This is a genomic window from Carboxydocella sp. ULO1 (assembly GCF_002049255.1).
Classification (GTDB): Bacteria; Bacillota.
The window spans coordinates 1-243 of sequence record NZ_BDLQ01000116.1 but is presented as its reverse complement, the minus strand read 5'-3'; the positions used below and the strand labels follow the sequence as shown (position 1 = coordinate 243).

Annotated in this window: 1 pseudogene; it reads left to right on the top strand. The window is 51.4% G+C overall.

Annotated elements, in window-relative coordinates:
- Window positions 1-243, top strand: a pseudogene (locus ULO1_RS12340) (IS200/IS605 family accessory protein TnpB-related protein); the annotation flags it as partial.

The window sequence follows — 243 nt, the reverse complement described above, 5'->3', positions numbered from 1 at the left end:
TTTGAAGTGGTCAGGGTGCAGGAACCGGACTTTGCTAAAGGTTGTCTGGCTATAGACACAAACCCTGATGGGGTAGCCCTGTGTAACGTTAGCGCTTCCGGCCAGCCGGAACCGTGGCCGGAGGGTTTTAATATTCCTTATCCCGGCAACCTGGGCAAGTACGAAGGAGAGTTTCAGGTTATCCCTTACCCGAACGGCTTTCTTTATATCAGAATACCAGACTTAGCCCATGCTTCCAGCTTC